The 16,118-nt window shown below is 64.5% G+C and carries 15 protein-coding genes; 6 read left to right on the top strand and 9 right to left on the bottom strand.

The window, feature by feature from the left end:
• Nucleotides 1-5 precede the first annotated feature (5 nt).
• Complete coding sequence (locus E4P29_RS11560) at nucleotides 6-1,583, bottom strand: carboxyl transferase domain-containing protein (protein ID WP_135044732.1); 1,578 nt, start codon at nucleotides 1,581-1,583, stop codon at nucleotides 6-8.
• Between the two features lie 110 nt (nucleotides 1,584-1,693).
• Here E4P29_RS11560 and E4P29_RS11555 point away from each other — a divergent pair, with 110 nt between their 5' ends.
• The 3 genes from E4P29_RS11555 (at nucleotide 1,694) to E4P29_RS11545 (ending at nucleotide 4,706) form a co-directional block, all read left to right on the top strand.
• Nucleotides 1,694-2,302, top strand: a complete 609-nt coding sequence (locus tag E4P29_RS11555; RefSeq protein WP_135044730.1) for a TetR/AcrR family transcriptional regulator — start codon at nucleotides 1,694-1,696, stop codon at nucleotides 2,300-2,302.
• Between the two features lie 128 nt (nucleotides 2,303-2,430).
• Entirely contained in the window at nucleotides 2,431-3,552 is a 1,122-nt protein-coding gene (locus E4P29_RS11550; RefSeq protein WP_135044728.1) for a HoxN/HupN/NixA family nickel/cobalt transporter, read from the top strand.
• Nucleotides 3,553-3,605: 53 nt separating this feature from the next.
• Nucleotides 3,606-4,706, top strand: a complete 1,101-nt coding sequence (locus tag E4P29_RS11545; protein WP_135044959.1) for a lipase family protein — start codon at nucleotides 3,606-3,608, stop codon at nucleotides 4,704-4,706.
• Here E4P29_RS11545 and E4P29_RS11540 read toward each other — a convergent pair.
• Genes E4P29_RS11540 through E4P29_RS11525 form a run of 4 tightly spaced genes read right to left on the bottom strand, consistent with a single transcriptional unit; the run spans nucleotide 4,703 to nucleotide 9,184 of the window.
• Entirely contained in the window at nucleotides 4,703-5,518 is an 816-nt protein-coding gene (locus E4P29_RS11540; protein ID WP_135044726.1) for an SDR family oxidoreductase, read from the bottom strand. The genes E4P29_RS11545 and E4P29_RS11540 overlap by 4 nt on opposite strands.
• Entirely contained in the window at nucleotides 5,515-7,122 is a 1,608-nt protein-coding gene (locus E4P29_RS11535; protein ID WP_135044724.1) for a bifunctional 3-(3-hydroxy-phenyl)propionate/3-hydroxycinnamic acid hydroxylase, read from the bottom strand. Before E4P29_RS11535 ends, E4P29_RS11540 begins: the two co-directional genes overlap by 4 nt.
• Complete coding sequence (locus tag E4P29_RS11530) at nucleotides 7,119-8,054, bottom strand: fumarylacetoacetate hydrolase family protein (protein ID WP_135044722.1); 936 nt, start codon at nucleotides 8,052-8,054, stop codon at nucleotides 7,119-7,121. The genes E4P29_RS11535 and E4P29_RS11530 overlap by 4 nt, the downstream gene beginning before the upstream one ends.
• A complete protein-coding gene (locus E4P29_RS11525; RefSeq protein ID WP_135044720.1) occupies nucleotides 8,051-9,184 on the bottom strand; it encodes a VOC family protein in 1,134 nt (377 codons plus the stop codon). The genes E4P29_RS11530 and E4P29_RS11525 overlap by 4 nt, the downstream gene beginning before the upstream one ends.
• A gap of 124 nt (nucleotides 9,185-9,308) precedes the next feature.
• On the opposite strand from E4P29_RS11525, the gene E4P29_RS11520 reads away from it, so the two are divergent.
• Nucleotides 9,309-9,953 (top strand): TetR family transcriptional regulator, encoded by a 645-nt coding sequence (locus tag E4P29_RS11520; RefSeq protein WP_135044718.1) that lies wholly within the window; start codon nucleotides 9,309-9,311, stop codon nucleotides 9,951-9,953.
• A gap of 16 nt (nucleotides 9,954-9,969) precedes the next feature.
• Here E4P29_RS11520 and E4P29_RS11515 read toward each other — a convergent pair whose 3' ends face one another.
• The 4 genes from E4P29_RS11515 to E4P29_RS11500 are packed head-to-tail and all read right to left on the bottom strand — an operon-like array spanning nucleotide 9,970 to nucleotide 14,359.
• Nucleotides 9,970-10,803, bottom strand: coding sequence for an SDR family NAD(P)-dependent oxidoreductase (locus tag E4P29_RS11515; RefSeq protein WP_135044716.1), 834 nt, complete (start codon nucleotides 10,801-10,803; stop codon nucleotides 9,970-9,972).
• Nucleotides 10,800-12,323: an NAD(P)/FAD-dependent oxidoreductase gene (locus tag E4P29_RS11510; RefSeq protein ID WP_135044715.1), complete on the bottom strand. Its 1,524-nt coding sequence runs from the start codon at nucleotides 12,321-12,323 to the stop codon at nucleotides 10,800-10,802. Before E4P29_RS11510 ends, E4P29_RS11515 begins: the two co-directional genes overlap by 4 nt.
• A gap of 15 nt (nucleotides 12,324-12,338) precedes the next feature.
• Nucleotides 12,339-13,448, bottom strand: coding sequence for a PDR/VanB family oxidoreductase (locus E4P29_RS11505; protein ID WP_245154269.1), 1,110 nt, complete (start codon nucleotides 13,446-13,448; stop codon nucleotides 12,339-12,341).
• Nucleotides 13,445-14,359, bottom strand: coding sequence for a metal-dependent hydrolase (locus E4P29_RS11500; protein ID WP_135044714.1), 915 nt, complete (start codon nucleotides 14,357-14,359; stop codon nucleotides 13,445-13,447). The genes E4P29_RS11505 and E4P29_RS11500 overlap by 4 nt, the downstream gene beginning before the upstream one ends.
• A 102-nt stretch (nucleotides 14,360-14,461) precedes the next feature.
• Here E4P29_RS11500 and E4P29_RS11495 point away from each other — a divergent pair, with 102 nt between their 5' ends.
• Both E4P29_RS11495 and E4P29_RS11490 read left to right on the top strand, forming a co-directional pair.
• Nucleotides 14,462-15,046 (top strand): TetR/AcrR family transcriptional regulator, encoded by a 585-nt coding sequence (locus tag E4P29_RS11495; protein WP_135044713.1) that lies wholly within the window; start codon nucleotides 14,462-14,464, stop codon nucleotides 15,044-15,046.
• Nucleotides 15,047-15,066: 20 nt separating this feature from the next.
• The gene (locus E4P29_RS11490; RefSeq protein WP_135044711.1) at nucleotides 15,067-16,113 is read left to right on the top strand and encodes an ABC transporter substrate-binding protein; all 1,047 of its coding nucleotides are present in this window, start codon (nucleotides 15,067-15,069) and stop codon (nucleotides 16,111-16,113) included.
• Nucleotides 16,114-16,118: the final 5 nt, after the last annotated feature.

Here is a 16,118-nt window from a genome sequence, read left to right as displayed (position 1 = left end):
CTCTCTCACATCCGGAAAACGCCGTAGGAGACCGGCTCGAGCGGCGCATTGGCGCACGCCGAGAGTGCCAGTCCGAGAACAGTTCTGGTGTCGGCGGGGTCGATGATACCGTCGTCCCAGAGCCGGGCCGTCGAGTAGTAGGGGTTGCCCTGACTCTCGTACTGGTCACGAATCGGCGCTTTGAACGTCTCCTGGTCTTGCTCCGACCACGGATTACCCGACGCATCCAGTTGGTCACCTCGGACGGTGGCAAGGACGGACGCCGCCTGTTCACCGCCCATCACCGAGATCCGCGCGTTCGGCCACATGAACAGGAAGCGCGGGGAATACGCTCTGCCGCACATGGAGTAGTTGCCTGCACCGTACGAGCCGCCGATGACGACGGTGATCTTCGGAACGCGAGCGCAGGCCACTGCGGTGACCATCTTCGCGCCGTGCTTGGCGATGCCGCCGGCTTCGTAGTCTCGGCCGACCATGAAGCCGGTGATGTTCTGCAAGAACACCAGTGGGATGCTGCGCTTGTCGCAGAGTTCGATGAAATGTGCGCCCTTCATCGCAGATTCGGCGAACAGCACACCGTTGTTGGCGATGATTCCGACGGGATGGCCGTGGAGGTGGGCGAATCCGGTGACGAGTGTCTTGCCGTATTCGGCCTTGAACTCGTCGAATTCGCCTGCGTCGACCACCCGGGTGATCACCTCTCGCACGTCGTACGGGGTGCGGGGATCGGTGGGAACGACGTCGTAGATTTCGCTCTGATCGGCGATGGGCGCACGGGTGGTGACGACGTCCCACGGCCGCGTGGTGCGGGGCCCGAGGGTGGAGACGATGCGGCGCACCCGTCGCAATGCGTCTCGATCGTCCTCTGCCAGATGGTCGGTGACTCCGGAGACCTTCGAGTGCAGATCTCCGCCACCGAGTTCTTCGGCCGTGACGACCTCGCCGGTCGCGGCCTTCACCAGGGGCGGGCCGCCGAGGAAAATCGTGCCCTGATTCTTGACGATGATGGCCTCGTCGCTCATCGCAGGTACGTAGGCACCGCCTGCGGTACAGGAGCCCATGACGGCGGCGATCTGCGCAATTCCTTTGGCGCTCATGGTCGCCTGGTTGAAGAAGATGCGCCCGAAATGGTCCCGGTCAGGAAATACCTCGTCCTGACGCGGGAGGAATGCGCCACCGGAGTCGACGAGGTAGATGCACGGCAGACCGTTCTGCAGGGCGATCTCCTGCGCGCGCAGGTGCTTCTTCACCGTCATCGGGTAATAGGTGCCGCCTTTGACGGTGGCGTCGTTGGCAATGATGATGCATTCGCGACCGGCCACGCGACCGATGCCGGCGATCACGCCGGCGCCGGGGCACTCGTCGTCGTACAGGCCGTTGGCTGCCAGCGGTGCGATCTCGAGGAACGGGCTTCCCGGATCCAACAGCTCGTCTACGCGGTCGCGGGGGAGCAGCTTGCCGCGGGCGATGTGCCGTTGCCGGGACTTCTCGCTACCGCCGAGTGCTGCCGCGGCGAGCTTCTGGGAGAGCTGCTGGGTCAGTAGCTGATGATCTGCGCGGTTGGCAGCGGTATCGATCGCCATGAGATGCACGCCTTCAGGGTTTGGACGTCGGTGTCACACAGGGTTCAGTTAATGGTTGATAACTGACATGATAGTAAACTACGATTAACCGAGAGTCCAGGTTCGAGGGGGTGGCAGTGCAGGAGATCGAGGTCAAGCCGGCCACGGTGCGTGAGCAACGAAAAGCCGAACGTCGGCAGCAACTGCTCGATGCCGCGGCCTCGCTGTTCGCCGAACGCGGGTTCACGTCGGTGCGGCTCGAGGATCTGGGTGCTGCCGTCGGCATCAGTGGACCGGCCGTCTATCGCCACTTCCCGAACAAGGAGGCGGTGCTCGTCGAACTGATGGTCGGAATCTCGGAGTATCTGCTCGACGGCGGTCGCGAGGTGATCGGCTCGCCGAAGGTCGATGAAGAGACGGTCTCGGCCCTGGTCGACTTCCACCTCGACTTCGCCTTCGAGACACCGGCATTCATTCGGATCCAGGATCGCGACCTGCAAAGTTTGCCCGAGGGGGCGCGACGCAAGGTGCGCCGCATGCAGCGCGAATACGTGGAGCTGTGGGTGTCGACCTTGTGTGCCGTCGACCCGGACTTGAACGAGGCCGATGCCCGAACGACAGCGCACGCGGTGTTCGGACTCATCAACTCCACGCCCTACAGCGCGGGCCGCACGCCGTCGCGCAGTGCTCGGCCGGTGTTGCGAACAATGGCACTGGCGGCGCTGGGCGTATCGCACTGAGCTGAGCGTCCACAATTCGCTGCACCGATCGCGATCCCGCCTGCAGACATGAATTGTGGACACTCAGCACACCTACTGTGCCGTCGCACAGGAAGAGCAAATCGGCGTCATCGGAGACAATGATCGACATGACGACCCAACTTTCGCCCGTCGAGATCGGCCGACGGCAGAGTCGATTCACTCGTGACGAGGTGCCGCGACTGCTGGCGATGGCCGGCTTCATCGCCGCTCTGCATGTGATCGGTTGGGGGCTGTTCACCCACTACGACTCGATTCCCAGCATCCACGGCCTCACCGGAGCCGACGGCACTCTCGTCTACGCCGGAGCCGGCGTGCTGGCGTACACCCTCGGGCTCAGGCACGCGTTCGACGCCGATCACATTGCCGCCATCGACGACACCACCCGCTTCCTGCTGCAGAAGGGTAAGCGGCCGTTGGCCGTCGGGCTGTTCTTCTCGCTCGGGCATTCGACGGTCGTGTTCGTCTTCGTCGCTGCGATTGCCTTCGTCGCGTCGCAGGCGACGGCGTTTCAGGACGCGTTCGCCGGGGTCGGCGGCATCATCGGCACGTTGGTGTCGGGAACGTTCCTGTACCTCATCGCTGCGCTGAACATCGCGGTCCTCGCCGGCATCGTCGGAGTCTGGCGACGCGCGAAACGCGGTGACGTCACCGAGGCCGGGCTCGACGAGCTGTTGGCCAAGCGCGGCTTGATGAATCGACTGTTCCGGGGCCGCTACGACAAGATGATCAACCATTCGTGGCAGATGTACCCGCTCGGCTTACTGTTCGGGCTCGGTTTCGACACCGCGACTCAGGTCGGTCTACTCGCGATCGCCGGCACCACCGCTATCGCCGGCGGGCTCCCGCCGATGGCCATCATCGCGCTTCCGGTCCTGTTCGCGGCGGGCATGACCACGATGGACACCATCGACGGCATATTCATGTCCAAGGCCTACGGCTGGGCGTTCGTGACGCCTGTCCGCAAGATCTACTACAACATGACGATGACGGGCCTGTCGGTCTTCGTTGCGTTGGTGATCGGGACGGTCCAGCTGCTGACGCTGCTCGCCGACCAGTTCGAGCTGACCGGCGGCTTGTGGGACGCGTTGGCCGTCATCGACCTGAACCTCGCCGGCCAACTCGTCGTCGGCACATTTTTCGTTGTCTGGATCGGCGCGGTGGTGTATTACAAGGTGGCGCGCATCGACGAACGCGGTGGCGCACACTCGAATGCAACGGAGACCCAGTGATCGCTCGTCGTCGGATCGGTGCCCTTGCAGTAGTTACGGCGCTGGCGTCGAGCATGGCTTCTGGCCTGCTGGCCGCCCCTGCCTCGGCTGCACCGACGTTCACGCAGAACATCGGCGACGTCGTCTCCAGTCGCGCTCTACCGCAGGAATTCTGGATTCCTGGCTCGTCGTCGGCCGAGGTGCTCACCTACGTCACCACCGACACGTTCGGCGAGAAGGCGCTCAGCACCGGCACCGTCTTCCTCCCGCAGGGCACTGCGCCCGAGGGCGGTTGGCCGGTGATCTCGTGGGCCCACGGCACCTCCGGGCTCGGTGACTCGTGCGCGCCCTCGGTTGCGGGACCGGCGCTGGCCGAACGAGATCTGCCGTACCTCGGCAACTGGCTCGCGCAGGGATACGCCATTGTGGCCAGTGACTACGCCGGCCTCGGCACTCCCGGATTGCAGGCATATCTGGATGGGCGGACCACGGCGCACAACGTGGTCGACATGGTGAAGGCAGGCCGCAACTACAGCGATCAACTTTCGCGGAAGTGGGTGACGGTCGGTCAGTCCCAGGGCGGCGGCGCAGCGATCTACACCGCGCGCTACGCAACCGAGTTCGGTGGACCGGATCTGGACTATCGCGGCGCAGTGGGCACCGGAACTCCCGCGTACATCGAGAAGCTCGTCTCGATCGGTGGACCGGGGATGCCGCCGGTGGCGCTCCCGGCCGGTCTGACTGCGTACGTCGCGTACATCGGTGCTGCTCTTCGCTATTCGCACCCCGAGCTGGGCCTGGACAATATCCTCACTCCCGTCGGAAAGAAGTACGCTGATCTGGCCGAGACGGCCTGTGTCGCGGACCTCGAGGAGCAGCTCGAGGGTGTGAAGGTCGGTGATTTCTTCACTGCGCCGCTGGCCAGCCTGCCGAATTTCACCGCAGTACTCGACGACTACATGGCCATGCCCGAGGCGGGCTTCGACAAGCCGTTCTTCATGGGCCACGGACTGCGGGACACCGACGTCCCGTTCCCGACGACCGCCGCATATGTCGCCAGGCTCACCGCCAACGGTCAGCCGGTGACCTTCCGACCCTACGACGCCGATCACAGCGGAGCGCTCGTGCAATCGCAGGCCGACACGATTCCGTTCGTCGCAGGGCTGTTCCGTTAGTTCACCGGTCGCTTGCTGGGCAGTCCGTATGCCCGAGCAGTGAACTTTTCGAGCACGGTGCGCGGCAGCAGTCGCTGCGCCAAGAACACTGCGGGAGCATTGCTGCCGACGGCGTAGAGGGGTCGAGTCTTTTTGTCCTCGACGGCTTTCAGGACCGTCTCGGCCACGGTGTCCGCGGAGATACCCTGTGCCTCTTTGGCGTCGAGGTGTGAGATCACCGTCGTGAAATCGCGGAGGTACGGCGAATGCGGTCCGCAGTACTTGGTGCGGCGGGCGGAGAGTCCGGTGGCGATGGAGCCGGGTTCGACGGTGGTGATGTCCACCCCGTAGGGCGCGAGCTCGAAGCGTGCCGCCGTCGAGAAGCCCTTGATCGCTGCCTTGGTCGCGGCGTACGACGAGCGATAGGCCAACGGGAAGCTGGCCAGCATCGAGCCGATGTTGACGACCTTGCCCCTACGACGTTCGCGCATCCCTGGCAGCACGGCCTGCATGAGCTCGATGGCACCGAACACGTTGAGCTGGAACAACCGGGTGACGGCACCTATCGGAAGTTCCTCGATGGGGCCGCACTGGCTTTCGCCCGCATTGTTGATCAGAACATCGATCTCGACGTCGGCAAGTCCGTCGACGAACGTCCGGATGGAGGCCGGGTCGGTCAGATCGAGATCTCGGTACTCGACCCCGGGGATGGGGTCGACCACGGTGGAACAACTGCGGCTCGTGCCGATGACCCGGTAGCCGCGCGCGAGCAGCAGTTCGGCGACGGCTTGGCCGATACCGGACGTGGCGCCGGTGACAAGTGCGGTGTTCATCTGTGCCTCTTCGTTGCGGTGTTTCTGCTTCTCGGGGTGGCTACTGTCGCCGTGGGAGTGGTGCGGTCGATTCTTCGCAACCTGGTGCTCGGCACTCGGGTGTGCAAGGCCGGCACCGACTTCCCCGCCGCCATGACGGTTCGGTCCGGTCGTACGACAGCCGCTACCGCGCGACCGCGCCGCAACCACAGTCCGAGCTCGGAGGAGGCCGCGACCTCGACGACGACGGCACCACGACGATCGACCTCGCGTCGCTGTTCGACGGTCAGCGGGGTGGTCGAGACGAACAGGAACTGTCCCGGCGCGACGTCGTCCAGTCGGGCACCGTTGTCCAGGGAGCTGTTGGGGCACAGCGCGCCGACCACCGAACGGATCGGCGCTGCTGGGCGCTGAACGAAATCGGAACGGGTGAGCGGAGGGGTGGCGCTGTCGGACACCTTCGTTCCGATGAGGGGCAGGTGGCCGAGGGCCGGTGCGAGCGTGGTACGAATGAGTCCGGTCAGTCGACTGCCGCCGGTCATTGCCCAGCCCAAGGCGACGGCCATCCGAATCATGGCTGTGGCGTGGGCTTTTCGCTCGATTTCGTAGCTGTCGAGCGAGGAATCGGAGACGTGCCCGCCCAGGGCTCCGACGATCTTCCAGACCAGGTTGCGCGCATCGCGCAGACCCGCGCCCATTCCCTGTCCGATGAACGGTGGGGTCAAGTGCGCCGCGTCGCCGAGGACGAACACGCGTCGATCCCGCCATCGGCCGGCGACCTGCGCCCGAAATGTGTACTCGGCGCAACGAATCAGCTCCATGTCGGGGTCGTCGACATGCCGCAGCCACGGCGCTATGAGCGGCCGGACGGCCGCGAGATCCTCGAACTCGTCGAGGGTTTCGCCGTCGAGCATCCGAAACTCCCAGCGGTAGCGGGTGGTGCCGATCCGCATGTACGTTGCGGATCGTTCGGAGTCGCACACCTGGTGAACGCCGGCCCACTGACCGAGTTCGGCATCGGTGGCGATATCGATGACCAACCACCGCTGCGCGAACCCGAGATCCTCCATCTTCGACCCGATGGACCGGCGCACGATGCTGTTGGCACCGTCGCACCCCAGCACGTAGTCCGCGGTCACCCAGTGTGGGGATCCGTCCTCGGTCGATGAGTACGACACTCGGACAGCAACTTCGAGATTCTGGACGTCGGTGATCTCGCAGCCGCCACGCATCTCGATCGTGTCGTATCGGGCCACGTGCGTACGCATGAGGCGCTCGAGGTCCGGTTGATCGAACATGTTCGCCTGGGGGTAGCCGTGCGGTCTGTCGTCGGGATCGCGTTCGAACTCGGCCAGTGTGCGCAGATCCTTGGTGCACAGCCGCAGTCCGCGGCCGGGACGTGAGATGCCGGCGAAATCGTCTGCGATACCGATGTCGTGCAGAATTCGGTACACCTCGTCGTCGAGATGTACTGCGCGCGGCTGCGGGTAGACGTCGGCCCAGCGATCGAGCACCAGGCAGGGGATGCCGTACTGCGCCAACAGTAGAGCGGCCGTCATGCCCGTCGGACCGGATCCGACGATGACCACCGGGTGGTGGGTGCCGTCGGATCCGCGTTCGGTCATCGGTACGAGACCCGGGTGCGCTGCACTCCCAGGTCGAGGGAACCGTCGGGGGTGGAGCACGTCAGTTCGAGAACGTCGCCGTCCTGCAGGAAGTCGGGATTTTTGGCCTGCTTCTTGAAGAACACCTTCCACTTGAGCGCCGGCGGGACAAGAGATCCGATCATCTCGATCGGCTTGGCCGGAGCCTTCAGCGCAGTACCACCGGGAGTGCCGGTGAGCAGCAGATCGCCTGCGTCGAGCCGTTGGAATGCGCTCAGGGCCTTCAGTGATTCGACCGGGCGGTAGATCATGTCTGCGACCGTACTGTCCTGTCGTACAGTCCCGTTGACGCGAAGCGTCAGAGTGAGCTCGTTGAACCGGTCGAATTCTCCGGCCTCGAGAAGGAGCAGTCGTGGGCCGACCGGCGTGAACGTGGGGTAAGACTTGCCCTCGTAGAACTGGGTTTTCGGTAATTGGACATCTCGCGCCGATACGTCGTTGGTGATGACGAGTCCGGCAACGTACTCGGCCACGTTGGTGGCGTCGATCTTGGTGCCGACGGTCAGCGTCTTACCGAATACCAGGCCGATCTCGATTTCGTAGTCGAGGAGTTTCACGTGCGTCGGCTTGACGATGTCGTCGGTGGGGCCGCTGATCGAGCCGGACGTCTTCCGGAAGAATGTCAGTGGCACCGTGTCGGGGTTCATGCCCGAGTCCTTGACGTGCGAGACGAAGTTGGTCATGTTCGCCACCACACGGCACGGTGCGGTGACGGGGGAGAGGAGCGAAAGGGTCTCCACAGCAACCACATCGGTTCCCATACGCGCTGCGTCCACAGCGGCGCGATCGGCGAGAAGCTCTGCGGTCGTGGTTGCCGACGTGTCGATGCGCGACGCCCCGGCAGGGGTCTCGACCCACCAGGCGTCGGCGGTGCGTAGTACAGCGATGCTCATGAGGAAGCCACTTTCATCAGGCCGCGAAGGCGTTCGGTGTCGAACTCGTTGTCGGTGCGTAGGGAGGACAGAATCGATTTGAGTTCGTGCAGAGAGGCTTTGCTCGGGGCGATACCGAGAAAGTCTTTCGATGCCGGTGGGCCCCACTGGGCGAGGCCGGATGCCGTCATCGGTGCCCAGCCGGGTTCGAGCGAGCTGTCGAACATGTCGCCGTCGCTGAAATGCTCCACCAGGAAACCGTCGGGATCACGCCAGTAGTCGAAGATCTGGCTGCCCTGGATGTGTCTGCCGATACCCCAGGAATGCTTGTACCCACGCTCGGTGAGGAATTCGCCACCGGCAGCGATGGCGTCGATGTCGGTCACCTGGTACGCCGAGTGCACGTACCGATTCGACGGGCCGAGAGTCATTGCGAGCGTGTGATGATCGGACGGGATGCTGCCCCGATCGCAGCGGATGAAGCTCATCACCGGTCCACGGTCGCGTTGGCCGTCGTAGTAGAGGAAATCGCTGACGATCAGACCCAGGTGGTGCAGGTACCAGTTCAGGTTCTCCAGGTAGTCCACTCGCTGCAGCACCACGTGCCCGAGCCGTTGGACGCGCGCCGGCTGACGCGGTGGTCGCTGGGTGGCGTTGATCCGGTTGCGTGGATCGCCGAAGTTGTAGGTGTGCGCGTCCTGGCCCGGCAGTTCGGGATGTTCGGTGTAGCCCGACACGATCTGCACAGGCTGTCCGCCCGGATCGGTCAGAGTGACGGCGATGCCGCCGAGTGTGTCGGGTAGCCGGTGCACCTTCTGCCCGGTGGCATCGGCGACGCGGACGACGTCGGAGTCTTCGGCGGCGGCAAACGCTGCGCCGACGAACCGCGTTCGCTTGCCACGTCGGATGATCACGCACGGCGACCCGACGTGCGTGCCGCGCAGGTGAATTACCTCGGACGTGCGCAGTGAGACGGTGAAACCGAACGCCACCGCGAATGCCTCGGCCTTGGCCAGGTCGGGTTTGCGGAACTCGAGCCACGCGATGTCGCGCACCTTGATGATCGGATCGGTGGCTTTCCCCGGGTGTTCGCCTGGAAGCGCGCCCTGATCCACATGCATGTTCTTGTGGCCGTCGACGTCGTGTCCCATCAGCCCTCCCTCGTTGGTGACACTATCGTCACCTATGACTATTCGGTCAGTCAAGGGTGTTGACAAATTCGTCAGCGGTGAGGAAGGGTCAAAGCGGCGACAAGTGCACCCAGGAGTAGGGACCATGACCGAAACCCCGAATCGCCTCGAGCGACGTAAAGCGCGCACGCGCGGTGCCCTGATTTCGGCCGCACAGAGCTTCATCGCCCGCGGCGAGTTGCACGTGCCGATTGCCGAGATCACTCAGGCCGCGGACGTCGGCATGGGGTCGTTCTACAACCACTTCGAGAGCCGAGAGCAGCTGTTCCAGGCCGCGGTCGACGGTGCCCTCGAGTTGTTGGGCATCTACCTGGACTCGTTGAGCGACCCCGAGGACGATCCCGCGGAAGCGTTCACCCGGTCGTTCCGGATCGCCGGCCGACTGTTCCGGCAACAACCGGATCTGAGCAGAGTGCTCATCCACTCCGGGCCGGAGTTGATCACCTCGAAGCACGGCCTCGGTCCGCGGGCCTCGCGCGACATCGAAGCAGGAGTGCTGAGCGGGCACTTCCGCGTACAGGACACCCAGCTGGCCTTGGCACTCGCAGCGGGGGCACTGCTGGGCATGGGGCAGATCTTGCTCGAACAGCCCGAACGCAGCGATGTCGACGCGGTCGACATCATGGCGCACAGTGTGCTGCTCGCCCTCGGGATGTCCGACGCGGTTGCGCGCGAGCTGTGTTCGCGAACCCTGCCTCCGCTGGACGCGGTTCCCAGCGTCGACGCGTAACGGGCCCGTTCGGGTGTCAGCGCGCCCGGCTGTGTTCGAGATCGCGAATGATATCGCCGACTGCGCTGTCACGCAGTAGCTTCCACTCCAGGATCGGGTTGAGGATCCCACGGAACCAGAAGTACGGTGCCCACACTGCGGGGGCGATCAGCCGTGCTCGACGCGTACGGACCGCGTCGACCAGTAGGTCCGCCGCCCGGGAAGGCGGGAGTCGACGACTCAACGGCCAGGGCAGAAATCCGCCGATCCGCTGACCCACCGGATCGTGGTCGAGGGTGTCGCGCGCCAGATCGGTGTCGACCACCCCGAAGTACGCCAGGCCTGCCGATGCGCCGACTGCTGCCAGTTCGATGCGCAGCGCGCGGCCCAGTTGTTCCACAGCGGCCTTGCTGACCATGTAGGCAGACCCACCCATGCCGGGAGTGAATGCAGCACAGGACGATACGAGCAATATGTGTCCACTACTAGCCACGATCTCGTCTGCCGCGGCGCGGACGATGTTGAGCACACCGCCGAAATTGACCGCCATGACGGAGTCGAACACCGCGCGGTCGACGGTCCTGATGGTGGCAGGCGGCGGTGTGATGCCGGCGTTGGCAATCACGATGTCGATCCCGCCGAAGGCGCGCACCGTCGCCTGCACGCACTCCGTCATCGCCTCCGGATCCGTGACGTCCCCGGTCAACAGCAACACCCGTGCAGCGCCAGCCGCGTCGGTCGGGAAGTGAAGATCCACCACTGCCACGGATGCACCGGCGGACACCAGTTTTGCTACGGTCGCGGCACCGATGCCGCGTGCACCGCCGGTCACCAGTGCGACCTTGCCGGTGAGGTCCATGTGGTTCTTCATGCGGACTCCTTGGTGACGGCGAGTGTGCCCGGCACATCGACAGTGGCACTGCGGCAGGAATAGTGGTCGAGTTCGATGGTCGACATACGACGGGTGAAGTTGCGTACCGAACCCGGCCAGTAGGTGACGTTGCGGCCCGATGGGCTCAGGTAGTAGCTGCTGCACCCACCCGAATTCCACACCGAACCGGCCAACCGTTCGTCCGTGTAGTCCGCGAATTCCGTCTGTGCAGTGCGGGTGACGTCGATTGCGGCCAAGCGCTTGTCGTCCATCGCCCGCAGCGCTGCGAGAACGTAGTTCACCTGTGCTTCGATGGTGACGACCTGCGAGGTGTACACCACCGAGTTGGGGCCGAGCACCATGAAGAAGTTCGGAAAGCCGTGCACCGTCGTCCCTCGATACGACGACATCTCTCCGTCGGGCCAGGTCTGCGCCAACGACCGTCCGCCTCGACCGACGATGCGCCGAAAGCCTGAATGCCCGGCGACGGTGAAACCTGTTCCGAGAACGATGGTGTCGACCTCGTGGATCGTTCCGTCGGTCGTGACGACGCCCTCGGGCACGACGCGGGAGATGGCGGTGGTCTCGACGGTGACGTTGTCGCGGCACAGGGCAGGGTAGAACTTGTTCGAGAACGTCGGCCGCTTGCAGCCGAATGTGTAGGTGGGAGTGAGCTTCTCGCGGAGTACGGGATCCTTCACCTGTCTGCGTAGGTGAGCCCGGCCCAGTGCGGTCAACGGCGTCAGCAGGGCGCGGTGCTGAATCAGGCCGGGCACCAGAGCTTCCTGGAACAGATCGAACGTACGACGCATGGCGCGCTGAGCCGCCGGAAACTTCCTGAGCGCGGATCTGCCGGACTCGGAGATGGGACGGTCCGGGTGGGGAAGGATCCACGTGGGCGTGCGTTGAAAAAGCGTCAGATGTGCGGCCGACGGAGCGAGTCGGGGTACGAACTGCACCGCCGATGCGCCGGTGCCGATGACGGCGAGACGCCTACCCTCGACCGAATGCTCGTGGTTCCACCGAGCCGAGTGAAAGATGCTGCCCGTGAACGAGTCCAGACCGTCGATACTGGGAGTGGCGGGTTCACTGAACGGGCCGAGGGCTCCGATCAGAATCCGAGAAGTCCATGTTCCGCCGCTCGTTCGCACGATCCAACGCGCCCTGGCGTCGTCCCACGTCGCGTCGAGCACCTCGTGTCCGAACCGGATTCGATCCCGGATACCGAACCGGTCGGTGCAGTCGTTGAGGTACTGCTCGATCTCTGGCTGCAGCGGATACAGGCGGGTCCAGTCCGGGTTGGGTGCGAACGAGAACGAATACAGCGCCGAGGGAATGTCGCACTGGGCACCGGGATAGGTGTTCACGTGCCACGTTCCGCCGACCGCGTTGTCACGCTCGAAGATCAAGAAGTCCCCGCGGCCTTCCTGTTCGAGCCTGATCGCAGCTCCGAGACCGCCGAAGCCGGCACCGATGATGGCGACGTCGATGTGCGGCACGGCAGGGTCTTTGTCGGTCATGATGTGTGGCTCCTTCTACAGATCGAGGACGAGAATTTCGCCCTCGACCGCGCCGCGTGAGACGCACAGGGTGAGTGAGTTCTCGCGTTCGGTGCTGCTCAGCACGCGATCGCGATGGTCGACGCGTCCGCCGGTGAGGCCGACGACGCAGGCACCGCAGAAACCCTGGCGGCACGAGAACGGCTGATCCGGTCGGACTCGTCGGAGGGCGTCGAGGGCGGTCTCCTGTGCGCCGACTTCGACGGTGTCGCCGGAACGTGCGAGCGTCAGCACGAATGGACGGCCGTCGACCACGGGGGCGGGTGCGAACAGCTCGGTGTGGAACTCTCGAACCGCTGTACTTCGGGCGGCCTCCTCGCGCAGCCGGCGCGAGAGTGCCGCGGGGCCGCAGACGTACAGGGCCGAGGATCCCGTCCCGAGATCGACAATGTGCGACGGAATCGGAAGTCCCTCTACGTCATCGGTTTTGACGATCACGTGACCGCGGGAGGTGAGAGCCAGCTCCTGTAGCTCGGTGACAAACGGCAGGCTCGCACGAGATCTGCCGTGGTAGTAGAGGGTCCACGGTGCGCCGTCGGCGACGGCCCGCTCGATCATGGGCCGAATGGGTGTGATGCCGATGCCGGCCGCGACGAACAAGTAGTGCTCGGCTGCGGCCATGGGAAATGCGTTGCGGGGTCCACGGACTCGGAGGGTGTCTCCTGGAACAAGACCGTGTATCTCGGTGGAGGCCGTGCCGCCGGGGATCCTGCGGACACCGATGCGATATCGATCTCCGCCTACCGGCCGACCTGTGAGCGAGTACTGCCGAACCGAGCCTGCCGGTGTGGTCACGTCGATGTGTGCACCGGGCAACCAGGTCGGCAATGCGCTTCCGTCGCTGCGACGCAGTAGAAGTGAGCGCACGTCCTCGGCCTCGTCGACGATCTCGTCGATGGTGGTCTCGAATTCGTAGCCGACGCATCGGCGCGGTCGCGCCGGGGAGAGGGCGGTCACGACGGACGAGTCGGTGACCAGTCTTGCGTACACCCGAGACGCCGCAGCGATGGCTCGGAGACCGCGGCCGGGGTCTGTCACCGTGATTTCGCCCAGGTGGCTGTGCCTCGAGGCTGTTTCGGTGGTCACTGCTGGGCCGCCAGTGCCGCAGGTGATGTCGCGAGATACCGCACGGCCTTGTCGATGTCGCCCATGTTCGACGGGTGGAAACCCGGTCGGATGTACAGGGCGAGTTGGACGAACAGGAACGACAGGCCCGGTATCAGGTGCTTGCGGGATGCTCGTGCGAAGGCGAGAGGCCAGGGGGTGCGAAACCGGCGTTTCCCGGTGCGCGGGGTGGCCACCGAGTTCTTGTACAGGTACGCGGCGGTACTGAACCACAGCACGGCCAAGCCCGCGCTGGCTATCACTGCGGTGCGGGCGCGGCGAAATGCACCCCCGTCGACGTACTGGAATGCGTCGAAGGCAACGTTGCGGTGTTCGAGTTCCTCGGCTCCGTGCCAGCGAAGCAGGTCCAGCATCGTCGGATCGACACCGAGGCGGTCGAATTCGGTGTTGTCCAAAAGCCATTCGCCCACTACTGCGGTGAAATGCTCGGCTGCGGCGTAGATCCCGAGGCGCTCGTCGAGCCAGGCCTTGCCCGCGCGCCCGGTGAGGCCGTGATCGCCGAACACCACGCCCACCGCGAATCGAATGCGCCGCAGGATGGGCTCGATGTCGACTCCGTGCGCGACGAGGTACGTACGAAAGCTCTCGTGCGAGGACGCGTGCGTGGCTTCTTGTCCGACGAAACCGACGACCTCCTCGTGCAGTCTGCGGTCGTCGATGTACGGAAGCGCGAGGGCGAACACGTCGGCCATCGCCCGTTCGCCCTCCGGCAGCACCAGGTGCATCACGTTCCAGAAGTGCGTGGCGTACCACTCGTGCGGAATGTATTGCAGCGGAACGCCGGTCCAGTCGAACGTCACTGCGCGGGCCACGATCGCGTAGGACTCGTCCAAGTGGCGCGCGTTCGGGTCGATCGCTCGGTCACGAGACATTCGAGCTCCATTCGTCGAAATGCTGATGAGCTGATGCTACATAGCAACAGAAAGTGTTGCAATGTTGCATTCAATCATCGAGGGTGCCGTTAAGATCGGACGATGCATCCAGACGGTGACGACGGGCCGATCCTCGATGCCGCATTGGAGTTGTTCGGCGAGGTCGGCATCCCCAGAACGACCATCGGAGACGTGGCCAAGCGCGCCAAGATCAACCGGGTGACGGTCTATCGCCGCATCGGATCCAAGGACGAGCTGGTGCGCGCGGTCATGGCACGTGAGTCGACGAGACTGTTCGTCGCGGTGGCGGCAGCGGCCGCCGAACAATCGTCACGGGCGGATCGTGCCGCGCACGGATTCGCGACGACGATCGAGTCGGTGCGAACCAACCCCGTCCTCCTCAAGATGTTCGACTCCGAGAGTGCGCTGGTACTGGAACAGTTGACGACCAATGCGTCGACCCTGCTCGCGTCCGCAATAGACGCTGCCGCCCAGATCGCCCGGGGAGGGCTGGACTCGGACAGTTTCGCAGTACCCGACGCCCCGGAAATCGTGGTCCGCGTCGTGCATTCGATTCTGCTGACCCCGGCAGCGGGCGCTGCACTCGAGACGTACGACGATCTGCTGGCCTTCGCGCACCGCAGCATCGTGCCGTTGCTCGTCGGCGACGACCACCGGCGCAAGTAGTTAGGCTAGGCTGCCCAGTCATGCCTCGATTCTTCGTGTTCCACGGCCGCGCAACCGCGCCGCTGAGACGTTCCGCCTCTGCCGGGTTGTACACGCTCGTCGGGGCACTCGCCCTAGCTCTGGTCGGATGCTCGAGTGCCACGTCTGAACCGTCGAGTCCAGCTGAGGTCGCCGGCGCCAGAACGGTGCAGGACTACTTCGGCCCGGTCGAGGTTCCCGAGCGGCCCGCCCGGGTTGTCGCCGCCGACCCCATCTCGCTGGCACTGATGCTGTCGCTCGATGTGAATCCTGTGGCCGCGTCCTTCAACCCGCTGGCACTACCTGCGCACGTCGACGAGCGCATCGGCGACATCGCGAACATTGCGGGCGAGGGTGGCGGCTTCGATCCCAACGTCGAAGGAATTCTCGCCCAGGACCCCGATCTGATCGTCGTGGTCGCCGGGTACGACGGCGAAGGTGAGAAGGCGTGGAACAAGGAGATCTACGACAAGCTCACGGCCAGCGGAGTTCCGACCTACGGCTTTGCGTACAACGACGGGGTCTCGCTCGAGGATGTCTCCCATGGGGTTGAGGCCGTGGGGGATGCGCTCGGAAAGCAGAGTGAGGCAACAGGCCTCATACAGGGTCTGAGCGAACGCATGGCCGCGCTGAAGCAGCGAGTTGCCGACGCGGGCCTGGCAGGCAAGCCGGTCTCCGCTGTTCGATTGAGCGAGCGCGGCGAGTACTCGATTCGTGTCGGGACCGGCGAGAGCATTGCCTTCCGTGGTCTGGGCATGGCGCAGCCGGAGGGTCAGCAGGATCCGAGCCTGTTTCGTATCGACATCACCGACGAGACGTTGAACACGCTGAACTCTGCCGACACCCTGTTCGTGTACACCGACCAGGGTGCCGACAGTGAACGGGATGCGATCATCGCGGCACCGCTGTGGGCCACACTGCCTGCGGTGCAGCAGAATCGGGTGCACTGGGTCTCGGCGAGCGTGTGGAATTCGTCGGACCCGATCGGCCTGAACAAGATCATGGACGACATCGAATCGATGTTCGTCGAGCCGGCAGAGCAGGGCTGAAGGCC

The organism is Rhodococcus sp. 1R11, assembly GCF_004563845.1.
GTDB lineage: Bacteria > Actinomycetota > Actinomycetes > Mycobacteriales > Mycobacteriaceae > Rhodococcoides.
The sequence above is the reverse complement of the archived record's forward strand: the minus strand, read 5'-3'. Positions and strand labels throughout refer to the sequence as shown.

Excerpts from the sequence above, each read along its gene's own strand:
- E4P29_RS11560 (WP_135044732.1), bottom strand. The coding sequence starts at position 1,583 with ATGGCGATCGATACCGCTGCCAACCGCGCAGATCATCAGCTACTGACC.
- E4P29_RS11550 (WP_135044728.1), top strand. The coding sequence starts at position 2,431 with ATGACGACCCAACTTTCGCCCGTCGAGATCGGCCGACGGCAGAGTCGA.
- E4P29_RS11545 (WP_135044959.1), top strand. The coding sequence starts at position 3,606 with ATGGCTTCTGGCCTGCTGGCCGCCCCTGCCTCGGCTGCACCGACGTTC.
- E4P29_RS11540 (WP_135044726.1), bottom strand. The coding sequence starts at position 5,518 with ATGAACACCGCACTTGTCACCGGCGCCACGTCCGGTATCGGCCAAGCC.
- E4P29_RS11535 (WP_135044724.1), bottom strand. The coding sequence starts at position 7,122 with ATGACCGAACGCGGATCCGACGGCACCCACCACCCGGTGGTCATCGTC.
- E4P29_RS11530 (WP_135044722.1), bottom strand. The coding sequence starts at position 8,054 with ATGAGCATCGCTGTACTACGCACCGCCGACGCCTGGTGGGTCGAGACC.
- E4P29_RS11525 (WP_135044720.1), bottom strand. The coding sequence starts at position 9,184 with ATGGGACACGACGTCGACGGCCACAAGAACATGCATGTGGATCAGGGC.
- E4P29_RS11520 (WP_135044718.1), top strand. The coding sequence starts at position 9,309 with ATGACCGAAACCCCGAATCGCCTCGAGCGACGTAAAGCGCGCACGCGC.
- E4P29_RS11515 (WP_135044716.1), bottom strand. The coding sequence starts at position 10,803 with ATGAAGAACCACATGGACCTCACCGGCAAGGTCGCACTGGTGACCGGC.
- E4P29_RS11510 (WP_135044715.1), bottom strand. The coding sequence starts at position 12,323 with ATGACCGACAAAGACCCTGCCGTGCCGCACATCGACGTCGCCATCATC.
- E4P29_RS11500 (WP_135044714.1), bottom strand. The coding sequence starts at position 14,359 with ATGTCTCGTGACCGAGCGATCGACCCGAACGCGCGCCACTTGGACGAG.
- E4P29_RS11495 (WP_135044713.1), top strand. The coding sequence starts at position 14,462 with ATGCATCCAGACGGTGACGACGGGCCGATCCTCGATGCCGCATTGGAG.
- E4P29_RS11490 (WP_135044711.1), top strand. The coding sequence starts at position 15,067 with ATGCCTCGATTCTTCGTGTTCCACGGCCGCGCAACCGCGCCGCTGAGA.